At 48.0% G+C, this 9,686-nt stretch carries 12 protein-coding genes, 1 tRNA gene and 2 pseudogenes; 9 read left to right on the forward strand and 6 right to left on the reverse strand.

Translation table 11 applies throughout. The features are described 5' to 3' along the window. Positions 1 to 495: 495 nt before the first annotated feature. The 3 genes and pseudogenes from ABL924_RS16715 to ABL924_RS16725 form a co-directional block, all read right to left on the reverse strand. Positions 496 to 1,639: pseudogene (locus ABL924_RS16715) on the reverse strand (transposase); the annotation flags it as partial. 123 nt (positions 1,640 to 1,762) lie between these two features. Beyond that, positions 1,763 to 2,056, reverse strand: a complete 294-nt coding sequence (gene tnpB, locus ABL924_RS16720) for an IS66 family insertion sequence element accessory protein TnpB (RefSeq protein ID WP_349028240.1) — start codon at positions 2,054 to 2,056, stop codon at positions 1,763 to 1,765. Then, positions 2,040 to 2,405, reverse strand: coding sequence for an IS66 family insertion sequence element accessory protein TnpB (locus ABL924_RS16725; protein WP_349028241.1), 366 nt, complete (start codon positions 2,403 to 2,405; stop codon positions 2,040 to 2,042). The genes tnpB and ABL924_RS16725 overlap by 17 nt, the downstream gene beginning before the upstream one ends. Positions 2,406 to 2,519: 114 nt before the next feature. Here ABL924_RS16725 and ABL924_RS16730 point away from each other — a divergent pair. The 3 genes and pseudogenes from ABL924_RS16730 to ABL924_RS16740 form a co-directional block, all read left to right on the forward strand. Next, a pseudogene (locus ABL924_RS16730) lies at positions 2,520 to 2,741 on the forward strand (tyrosine-type recombinase/integrase); the annotation flags it as partial. Between the two features lie 148 nt (positions 2,742 to 2,889). Beyond that, positions 2,890 to 3,084 (forward strand): type II toxin-antitoxin system VapB family antitoxin, encoded by a 195-nt coding sequence (locus ABL924_RS16735; protein WP_349028242.1) that lies wholly within the window; start codon positions 2,890 to 2,892, stop codon positions 3,082 to 3,084. A gap of 4 nt (positions 3,085 to 3,088) precedes the next feature. Then, positions 3,089 to 3,457, forward strand: a complete 369-nt coding sequence (locus ABL924_RS16740) for a type II toxin-antitoxin system VapC family toxin (RefSeq protein ID WP_349028243.1) — start codon at positions 3,089 to 3,091, stop codon at positions 3,455 to 3,457. A 286-nt stretch (positions 3,458 to 3,743) separates the two neighbouring features. Here the strand turns inward: ABL924_RS16740 and ABL924_RS16745 are convergent, their stop codons facing one another. Beyond that, on the reverse strand, positions 3,744 to 3,983 hold the full coding sequence (locus ABL924_RS16745; protein WP_349028244.1) for a hypothetical protein: 240 nt from the start codon (positions 3,981 to 3,983) through the stop codon (positions 3,744 to 3,746). Positions 3,984 to 4,017: 34 nt separating this feature from the next. Continuing rightward, positions 4,018 to 4,170 (reverse strand): hypothetical protein, encoded by a 153-nt coding sequence (locus ABL924_RS16750; protein WP_349028245.1) that lies wholly within the window; start codon positions 4,168 to 4,170, stop codon positions 4,018 to 4,020. Between the two features lie 324 nt (positions 4,171 to 4,494). Between ABL924_RS16750 and ABL924_RS16755 the strand changes: the two genes are divergently transcribed. The 5 genes from ABL924_RS16755 to ABL924_RS16775 all read left to right on the forward strand — a co-directional run bounded on the left by ABL924_RS16755 (position 4,495) and on the right by ABL924_RS16775 (position 7,402). Next, the gene (locus ABL924_RS16755; protein WP_349028246.1) at positions 4,495 to 4,914 is read left to right on the forward strand and encodes a caspase family protein; all 420 of its coding nucleotides are present in this window, start codon (positions 4,495 to 4,497) and stop codon (positions 4,912 to 4,914) included. Next, complete coding sequence (locus ABL924_RS16760; protein ID WP_349028247.1) at positions 4,850 to 5,365, forward strand: hypothetical protein; 516 nt, start codon at positions 4,850 to 4,852, stop codon at positions 5,363 to 5,365. Before ABL924_RS16755 ends, ABL924_RS16760 begins: the two co-directional genes overlap by 65 nt. 197 nt (positions 5,366 to 5,562) lie before the next feature. Next, complete coding sequence (locus ABL924_RS16765) at positions 5,563 to 5,823, forward strand: hypothetical protein (protein WP_349028248.1); 261 nt, start codon at positions 5,563 to 5,565, stop codon at positions 5,821 to 5,823. Positions 5,824 to 5,832: 9 nt separating this feature from the next. Continuing rightward, positions 5,833 to 6,675, forward strand: coding sequence for a hypothetical protein (locus ABL924_RS16770; RefSeq protein WP_349028251.1), 843 nt, complete (start codon positions 5,833 to 5,835; stop codon positions 6,673 to 6,675). Positions 6,676 to 7,150: 475 nt separating this feature from the next. Next, positions 7,151 to 7,402, forward strand: coding sequence for a hypothetical protein (locus ABL924_RS16775; RefSeq protein WP_349028249.1), 252 nt, complete (start codon positions 7,151 to 7,153; stop codon positions 7,400 to 7,402). Positions 7,403 to 8,174: 772 nt separating this feature from the next. Here ABL924_RS16775 and ABL924_RS16780 read toward each other — a convergent pair. After that, a tRNA-Leu gene (locus ABL924_RS16780) sits at positions 8,175 to 8,261 on the reverse strand. Between the two features lie 88 nt (positions 8,262 to 8,349). On the opposite strand from ABL924_RS16780, the gene queA reads away from it, so the two are divergent. Beyond that, on the forward strand, positions 8,350 to 9,372 hold the full coding sequence (queA, locus tag ABL924_RS16785) for a tRNA preQ1(34) S-adenosylmethionine ribosyltransferase-isomerase QueA (RefSeq protein WP_349028250.1): 1,023 nt from the start codon (positions 8,350 to 8,352) through the stop codon (positions 9,370 to 9,372). The last annotated feature ends 314 nt before the right edge of the window (positions 9,373 to 9,686 follow it).

A 9,686-nucleotide genomic window follows, 5' to 3' on the forward strand; every position in this document is an offset into this window, starting at 1 on the left:
TATATGGGAGCAATATTTTTTTGTCACAAAAGAATTTTTTCTTGCAATACGGGGTAGACCATATATGACGCCGTGTCGGATGGCCTTGCATGTTGACTATGCTTCCGCTCGCGCTCCAACTCCGTCAACACGCCCGGCCCCTACGGCTACGCGGGAGGCGTCGTACACCGCTCCACTCGCGTTACGCTTCCTGTACTCCTTCATCGTAAAAAAGAACTCATGGAAGCCATCCGAAACGATTCCGTAATGCGATGGAGCCATTTTAACTTGCAGGGGGAATATGATTTCTCGGATGAAAAAAATGGTAGATTCCATTGGGTTGTAAGCTCTCAAAAACAGCCTCTAAAATCAGCTAAAATTTGAGAGATCGAAAATCGTCCGCAGGCCATTCTGCGCAAGAGGTTAGCCAAAATCCCGTGAAACTTTAGAGCCTTTTGTTGGTTAGCACCCAAAAATGCTCCTGCATTTTCCGCACTTCCCACATCCCTGTGGGTCGTCGAAGAACTTGCGCCGAGCGTGCGCGAAACAGCCAAGTTCAATGCAGGATGTTGTTTTACCCTCGGTGCTGAACAGGGCCTTATAGCCGACATAGTCATGAGCGCCATGGATGGCGTGAATGCAGCAAATGCAGGGGCAATTTGTCGTCGACCAACAAGTGGGCTCTGCCAAGCCCCAAGGAACTGCCGGGCATGGCTGCCGCTTCGGCTGGTTTGGTAATCGAAGACGACCGCCCTCGGGGCCGGTTCGAGGTCATTGCTGCGATATGCCCACAGGTAAGCTTTTTTGGTTTTGCCTTTGCCGGGGTCGAGTTGCGCCACCGGTGGGGCAGAAAAATGCTCCTGCATTTTCTGCACTTCCCACATCCCTGTGGGTCGTCGTCGGCATGCAGGGTATTGCCCTGCAACAGGGACCAGGCGAGACGGCCGGCCAAAGGCTGCAAGGCCACGCCGATGCGGCCAACCCATTCTGCCAAGGTGGCGCGGGCAAGGATGACCTTGTCACGGGCGGCGATCTGCTCCAACCGGTAAAGTGGGAGATAGTCCAGGTATTTGGCCGTTATCGCCCAAGCCAGAAACCCCACCGCCGCCACTTGTGCCCCAGAGGGTATGCCGCCGTCTATCACGGCGGGCGGGATTGGTGCGGCAGTGGTGGCCACACGGCTTCTGCACGCATATTGCGGGCGGATATGGCGGTGGAGAAAGCCTGTCCTGAGCGCAGCCGAAGGGAACTTGGCCGGTTCGACATCCAATTGTTCGGTGATGTCTTCGCCAATCTTGACCAGTTCGCTGCCGCATTGGCCGCAGGTGCACGATTCAGGTTCGTGGCGGTGTTCGATCCGTGGCAGGTGGCCGGGCAAAGGCTGGCGACCGGCACGTGGGCGTTTGACTTTGGTTACAGTGGTATTGATTTGTGCGTCGGCCAATTGCTCGATTTGCGCTTCGAGGGCCGCAAGGTCGGTGTTAACCGTCTCCTCGAACACATCCCGCTGCAACGGGGACAGGGCTTCGCTCTTGACCCCGTAGCGGAGTCGCCGGATATGGGCCAACTCGTAGGTCAGCGCTTGAATTTTTAGGTCTTTTGCCTGGATGGTTTTGGTATCGCGTGCCGCTTGGTTAAGCAGCGTTTGAAACAGCGCCACGACCTGGGATTTAGCCGCGGAATCGAGGTTAAGTTGGTCGAGTTGAGCCAGTGGATTCGTGGCTCATATTATACCTTAACTAATTGTATTCATTAACGATGGCAAACAAATAACCCAACCCGTTCAAACCTGCCGATGCGCCTGTGGAACCGCCGATAAGCGTTGCCAATCCACCCCGGCGACCAGCCATTGCCATTGCGCTTCGCTGATCGAAAAACTGGGGTCATTGACGGTAGGCCAAACGAAACAACTACGGTGCAGGCGGAGGTGGCAAAGCCAAACGCCGTTCCCGTCCCACACCAATAGCCGTAACCTATTGCCCGGTCGGTTCCTAAACACAAACACCGATCCTGCACAAGGCGATTGCCCCAAGGACTGCTGGACAACCGTCGATAACCCGTCAATGCCACGGCGCACTTGTGCCCCGCGGGTATGTCAACCGGTGCCACTGCCAGCCAAATCCGGTCTGGGGCCGGTATTGGCCCAGACACCTGAGCAGCTCACCCAGCCATGGAACCGGCACGGATGCCGGCAGTTCCAACCGGTGGCCTTTGGTATGGCGCAAGACGATTTGGCCCGTTGCCATCGCTTCAACCTGCATCGGTATCAATACCGGCGGTGTCGGCGATCGGCTGCTACGGAATTCAGATAAACGGGTCGAAAAGGTCTTGCGGTTCAAACCTTCCTGTTGGCAATAGCCTGCTTGTGACAGGCCGCTGTTTTGCCACAGTTCAATGCGCTGTTTCCAGCGTTTCGTTAAAGCCATTTCTGTCTTCCATCAAAAAACAAATAGCATGATGGCTTTGTGTCGTTTTGTTAAGATGGAAAAAACAAACGCTTACGCTTAACTTGTTGTCCTGAAAACTGTTGGCCGACCAATGCCAGGATTGTTGAAAAATGGGTCGCCAGCATCGGATTAAACCCTGCTGATTACGGCACCCATTCCTTCCGCCGAACCAAAGCTTCGCTGATTTACCGCAGGACAAAGAACCTTCGGGCGGTACAATTGCTGTTAGGGCATACCAAGCTGGAAAGCACAGTGCGTTATCTCGGAATTGAAGTCGATGATGCCTTGAAAATGGCCGAACAAACGGAAGTTTGATTACTTTCGCACCGTAAATGGTCGCTGGTTAGCGGCCATTTACACTATGTGAAAACTGTTGACATGGTGTGTCAGGAAGAGGCTTTATTGCAGAGTTGATTTAATGCACAAATAAGCGCATCATTTGATGATAATTTAGGAGATAAATATGAGAACTACAATTGTATTGGATGATGAGTTGCTTGCAAAAGCCCAAGCATTAACAAGCCTTCAAGAGAAATCAGGCCTTGTAAAAGAAGCCCTGAAAGCCCTAATAGAACGTGAAAGCGCAAAAAGACTGGCGAGCTTAGGTGGCACCGAACCGCAAATAGAATCCATTCCGCGCAGACAAACACTTGTCTAGCATAATGATCTTGGTCGATACATCGGTATGGGTCGATCATCTACGTGCCAATGAGCCAGAGTTGGCCAGCTTACTAATCCAAAATAGGGTGTTGAGCCATTCCTTTGTCCGGGGTGAGCTAGCGCTAGGAAATCTACGGCAACGCGAAACTATTTTGTCGGCATTGGATAACTTGCCCCAGGCTCCACTGGTTTTTAATGATGAAGTTAACTATTTTATCGAAAAGAACGCACTGTATGGTTTAGGGATAGGACTGGTAGATGCCCATTTGCTGGCTTCTACTCAGTTAATGGGAAACACCCGACTATGGACTCGGGACAAACGTTTGCAAATGGCAGCAGTAAGGCTTAACTTGTCGGCGGCTGTAGAATAATTAAATTAGCAAATGACGGACGAGAAAATCATAAACCCAGCAAAAAAACGTCCCCAAAACACATATAGCACTAATCGGTCGGGTTTTGAATGGTAGAGAGGGGAATTATGTTGGCTTACATAATGGCTATTAATTCAATCATTTATCGAGAAATTAATGCTATCTCAATAGCCGACACTGGCTCAAATCAACCAACTCAGTGAAGACCGGACAAAACCAGTCAGGTAAAATTTATGTCGAATTTCCGGCTAGTATCTGGTAACAGACGTTCTATAGCAAGAGATCGTTAACCTTCCTTTATCCCTGCTAGCCAAAGGAGTCCAAAACAAGAACCTTTACCCAGCAGCAGAGCTTTGACCACTATAAGTGCCGCAGCTCTGGTTTGACTGTATCGGCCTATGCCCGTAGCCAGGGCTTCAAGCGAGCCACATTTTGTCGATGGCGGCGAAAGTTGTGGACGGGCAAGTTGATCCGCCGATGCCGGTGCAGGCGCCTTCTGCTGCAGCGAATGCTTCGCCAACACCATGGCCAGTTTTCCATTCGATCCGGTTACGATCAAGTCAGCGCGGTAGAAAGATGTTGCGCTTTAGCTCGTGGCCAATGTCGGAAGGGCTATGGCCCAAACTCTCCGCGATTTGAATTGCCTTAAATTTTGCTTTCGATAATGTGAGAATCTGGTATTGTTCGTTCTCGGCAAGTTGTTTGGAATTCATTGTGCAGTTTCCTTTGGCGAGAAAAATGAAGTTGCCCACCTTTCTCATAAAATTGCAGTTATTATCCAAACCCGCCTCAGATAATAAAATTCAATGCATAAAACCACATTCTGTGGACTATTTTTCAAACCAACGCCTTGCTTTAATTGTAGGAAACAGTAAATACACAAGCAATGCGCTAGTCAACCCAAAAATGACGCCAATGGCGTTGCTGCCGTTTTACGAAAGGTCGGGTTTGAGGTAAGTCTTAATCTGGATACCCAGAGAGACAACCTAATTGAATTGGCTGAAATTATGTCCCGATGAGTTCAATCGGGCGCATTGGTGTTGGTTTATTTCTCAGGGCATGGCCTGCAAATCCAGGACAAGAATTACCTTGTCCCTGTCAACAACGATTTTCAAAATAAAAGCGAAACAGAAATTGCCCGTCGTTGTGTCGGCTTGCATGAGATTGAAGAAATAATTCTTAACGACCGCAGTAAAAGCAAGCCTGCGTTAGTCATTTTCATCCTTGATGCTTGCCGTAATAATCCTTTTTCATCGGGTTCAAGCGTACGAGGGGCTGATTTACGCATTGCGAAAGGTTTGGCGCCGGTGAATGTTAACCGCTATGACAATTCAACCGATTTGCTCTATCTGTTTGCCACCGCGCCGGGGAATATTGCCGATGATGCCCCCAATGAACCTAATGGCCGGTTTACTGGGGCGTTGCTTAAATTCCTGGGGCCAAGCCATCGAAATTGAGGCCTTGTGCAGACACGTCAACAATCAGGTCAATCACCAATCCGGGGGCAACCAGGTTCCCTGGAAAACCGGCAACCTGCGCCATGACTATTATCTCGCACCCGCTGATGGTGTCTGGCGGCGGCCAACAATTGCCGTTTCAGACCAAACTGACTTTGCGGCTTACCGTTATCAAGATGCGCCAGGGGGCAATAGCGGGAAACCTGGGCAAAAAGGGATATCGTCAAATCCTTATCGTGGTTTAGAAGCCTTTGATGAGGAAAATAAAGACTATTATTTTGGTCGTGAAGAAAGCACAAAACGGGTCATCGACCTTTGTCAGGGCATACTGGCAGACCACAGATCACCAGGGTTGATTTGGGTGATGGGCGCATCCGGCAGCGGCAAGTCTTCTCTGGTAAAAGCAGGGATTATTCCACAGCTTAAGGCGGGGGCTTTGCCCGATAGCTAGGATCGGCTGTATCTTAAAATTGAACCCATATTTTATCCGAAGGCGATAGCTGACATCCTAGGCCAAGACCAAGCGCGCCACTATTTTTCGCGAAAGCTAAAATGGGATCCATCCGATTTTAGCAGCGAAAAATCACGTGGCGGTTAATGCCTTCGGCTGCCCAAATGACTTGATACCGTGTCGGATGGCCTTGCATTTTGACTACGCTTCCGCTACAACTTCGTCAAAACACCGGCCCTACGGCTATCCGGGGGTCGTCGTACTCCGCTCCACTAACGTTACGCTTCCTGTACTCCTTCAATGCCAAAGACGCGGATGTGATATTTGCTGACCTACAAAATCCGAAAGACAACACCGTTTTGCTAAATCAAATCGGAAAATATTTGGGGAAATCTGCAAAAAAACGCTGCTTTATTTTGGTGGATCAATTTGAACAAGTGATCACCGAGTTGGAATAAGCCAATCGAATAAATTTTATCGGGCATTTATTGGCTGCGACCGACGACCCTAAAAAACAGGTTCTGGTGGTAGTGACATTGCGGTCTGATTTTCAAGACAAGTTGTTGGCCAAGCATTCACAACTGGTCAATTCGATTCAAACGCAGCAAGCGTTATTGGCGCCTATGCAAGCCCACGGCTTACGCACCATTATTGAAGAACCCGCCAAGAAGGTAGGTCTTGAGTTTGAAGATGGCTTGGTTGAAAAGCTCATACAGGAAACCACAGACGCCCAAGGTTTTTTACCCCTTGTGGAATATACCCTGCAACAATTGGGTAATGCCGCACACCAGGATAATCATAACTTGATGCGCTGGGATAATTTTCACAAACTTGGTGGCGTAGCGGGAGTATTGGCAAAGCAGGCGGAACAGGTTTACAACAAGCTGGAAAAGTCCGAACAGCACATCGCCCGCCGGGTTTTGCTTAAGCTCATCACACCCCGAACGGTTGCCGAGGAAGCCGAAAATACCGCCCGTACTATAAAAGCCTTAGATTTATGGCAAAACCAGGAGATTGACAAGCTAATTGAAAAAGTGATTACCGTGTTTGTAAAAGGTCGCCTATTGATTGCAGCGCGTGATGGTAATACTGGGGATATGCTCCTGAGTTTCCCCCATGAAGCCTTGATCCAGCATTGGCCCAGGCTCCTTTCCTGGATAAAAGAAGACTCAAAAGACCTGCTAATAGGGCATCGCATCAAGGAAGCCGCCAACCAATGGATCAATAATAACAAAGGCGAAGGTTATTTGTGGGGGACGAACAACTTACCGAGGCACAATCCTGGCGACAACGGCATGAACATGAGCTAAGCACTGCGGAACGTACTTTTTTGGACGCCGCCCTGATGTTGAAGCAAATGCTTGCGCTTAGAGAAGCGCGTAGGGCTCGTGTGTAATGGAACGATGGACACTCGCCAAGCCTTTCTGTGTCGGTAAGTTTCCATAATCAGTCGCGGTTTATGCCGCGAGAATTGTTAATCGACGGAGAAAAATGATGAATCAATAATATTATGTTACCGATAAGACAATTGCCTTTTCTATTCAGCATAACCAGCTAAGGTTATGTGTACGTAGGGCCACTGGGTGTGTTGGGGCGGTTGTACTTACGCTGTGTTCGAGTTTGGTGCAGGCAGAGCTTAGGGCAGGATGGTATTACACTGACGGTGGTATTTCCCAATTTCTGGATAATTGCAGCACCACTGCTCCGATAAGCGAGGGCCTATAGACCCAAATCTGTATAGGTAGTACTCAAGGGGCTGATGCAGATCCTGGAGTTTTTCAGCCAATGGCAGTATTTACGGCCACTGGGACAGGCGGGAAATATATAGGTTCAGTGCAATTTCAGACTTGGTTTAATGGCAAGGAGGACACCAACCCTTATGGTATTGGGAATTGTTCTTGGGGTATGCTCCAACCTGGACAAAGTATCGTATGTGTAGGTGAGACTGAACTTGTTAGTTCCGGCAACGGCATGGTGGCAGGATTTCATTTGGTTCCTGGCGGTCAATCCAATGCAGTAGTTGGCCGAAAATTTTAAGGGCTATTTGAACGTGAGGTGAAGTCCGTGGTATCCACCGGACGTTCCGGTGGATACTTCTCCAAAAGATTTATCGAAATTTTAGATTGGGAGTTTTTTATTGGAGACCAACCGCTACCATTACAACATCGGCACGGGCGGCGCACAGCATCACACGAGAAGAACTCACCTAATTGAACGCCATGATCGGCAACGTCTTATGATCGATTAAAGGCATCTTAGCTGAAGCTTACGGGTAATCGGGAAAATTATAAAAACAATGCACATAGACAGGTGAATAATAGCCTTTCTCTTAAAAAGCCAAAGACTTTGATGTAAACACTGCCAATTTCAACCCCCGAACAATAAAAGTATGTATTAAGGCAACTGAATTTTGTTATGCTCGATGCATTTCATTCGTTATTAACCGATTAAGGTAATAAAGCGAAGTCACTATTTGGTTTATTGTGGCAAAAAACAATTTTTCGATTCGAAGGTTAGCTCCTAGGAATACCTGTCTTTTACAGATGTTAGTTGAAGGGCTGCTTAGGGTCGGTTTGCCCCATTCTATTTTTGATCTGTCTCTTGCGTCCGAATGACTGTAATCGTGACAATCCAGCCTGTCAGGTGTCTAACAAATCTTCTAAGCCATTGACCCCTATATTGAGTGACTTTTCCGCTAGTTTAAATGTGTAACATTTCGATTTCTTTAGTTTTCGGGCAATAAAAAACCCGCGAAGCCTTACGGCTTGCGGGTCTATATATTTCTTTGCACTTCTCAAAACCTTTAATTTGGTACCGAGAGCCGGAATCGAACCGGCACGATGTCACCATCACCGGATTTTGAATCCGGCGCGTCTACCAGTTCCGCCATCCCGGCAAAGAACGCACATTATAGGTACACTTGCATAAAAACGCCAGTCCATTTTAGGTGTATTTGTCAGATTAACCTGATAACATCCTCCGCCATGAAGAAATCTGATTTTAGCTATCAACTGCCCGAAGAATTAATTGCCCAACAGCCTTTGTCGGAACGCGACGCAGGTCGCCTATTATGCTTGAATAAACACACAGGGCTGATTGCCGACAAGCAATTTACCGATTTTATTGATTTGATCGACGAACGTGATCTGCTGGTTTTTAACGATACCAAGGTAATTCCTGCTCGCTTATTCGGCACTAAGACAACGGGTGGTAAAGTTGAAATCCTCATTGAACGAGTACTTGATGAGCATCACGCTATTGCCCATGTTAAGGCCAGCAAATCGCCAAAAGAAGGCACGGTAATTAAGTTGGATAGTGGTAATAGTTGTGAAGTGCAGGGCAGGGCAGAGGATTTATTTCGGCTTGAATTTAAAGGTGATAAGCCATTACTGGAGATTTTAGGGCAGATAGGCCACATTCCCTTACCGCCTTACATAACCAGGACTGATAATGAAGCCGATGTCAGTCGTTACCAAAGCGTATTTGCCAAACATGTCGGGGCAGTAGCTGCACCGACGGCAAGTTTGCATTTTGATCTGGCGATGATGGAAAAAATCAAAGCTAAAAGCATAGCAACGGCTTTTGTGACCTTGCATGTGGGTAGCGGTACATTTCAACCCGTTAGGGTAGAAGATTTATCCCAGCACCTTATGCACAAAGAATATTTTAGTGTATCGACAGAAACCGTTGAAGCCGTTCACCAGGCTAGAGCCAGAGGCGGACGGGTTATTGCCATTGGTACCACGGCGGTCAGGGCGTTGGAGTCGGCATCCCAAACAGGGCAACTTGAATCCAACTTTGGCGACACCGATTTGTTTATCACCCCAGGTTATCAATTCAAATCCGTCGATGCTATCCTGACCAATTTCCATCTGTCGGAATCTACCTTATTAATGTTAGTTGCCGCCTTTGCTGGCTATCAGCCTGTTATGAACGCTTATCAACATGCTATTAGCCAGTCTTATCGCTTTTTCAGCTACGGTGATGCGATGTTTTTGAGTGCTTGATTTTCTAGACTGTCGGTTGAGGGCGTTTCAGAATTCGATACATATGGTTATATGTGGTTTTTAGTTAATAAACTCATGAATGGTAAAACCCTATCTAGGGTGGTTTTAGGGTTCGCAACCTTTTCGGCAGTTCAAAGTAGCGGCCTTTTTTGCTGGCACATCAGCTCTCCTCATTAGGATTTTACCATTATCTTATTGCACTTGAGCTATAGATGCGGCCTTATAAAGTTTGAACTTATAGCGTTATTTTGTGTCTTATCCGTATGGAAAAAGAAGACGCGAGGTATCAAACATTGGAGCAACTGCACGAGCGG

The organism is Methyloglobulus sp. (genome assembly GCF_040079455.1).
Taxonomy (GTDB): domain Bacteria; phylum Pseudomonadota; class Gammaproteobacteria; order Methylococcales; family Methylomonadaceae; genus Methyloglobulus.

Coding starts and splice junctions, on each gene's coding strand:
- ABL924_RS16725 (WP_349028241.1), bottom strand. CDS start 2,405: ATGGCTTTAACGAAACGCTGGAAACAGCGCATTGAACTGTGGCAAAAC.
- ABL924_RS16735 (WP_349028242.1), top strand. CDS start 2,890: ATGAGAACTACAATTGTATTGGATGATGAGTTGCTTGCAAAAGCCCAA.
- ABL924_RS16740 (WP_349028243.1), top strand. CDS start 3,089: ATGATCTTGGTCGATACATCGGTATGGGTCGATCATCTACGTGCCAAT.
- ABL924_RS16745 (WP_349028244.1), bottom strand. CDS start 3,983: ATGGTGTTGGCGAAGCATTCGCTGCAGCAGAAGGCGCCTGCACCGGCA.
- ABL924_RS16750 (WP_349028245.1), bottom strand. CDS start 4,170: ATGAATTCCAAACAACTTGCCGAGAACGAACAATACCAGATTCTCACA.
- ABL924_RS16760 (WP_349028247.1), top strand. CDS start 4,850: ATGAACCTAATGGCCGGTTTACTGGGGCGTTGCTTAAATTCCTGGGGC.
- ABL924_RS16775 (WP_349028249.1), top strand. CDS start 7,151: ATGGCAGTATTTACGGCCACTGGGACAGGCGGGAAATATATAGGTTCA.
- queA (WP_349028250.1), top strand. CDS start 8,350: ATGAAGAAATCTGATTTTAGCTATCAACTGCCCGAAGAATTAATTGCC.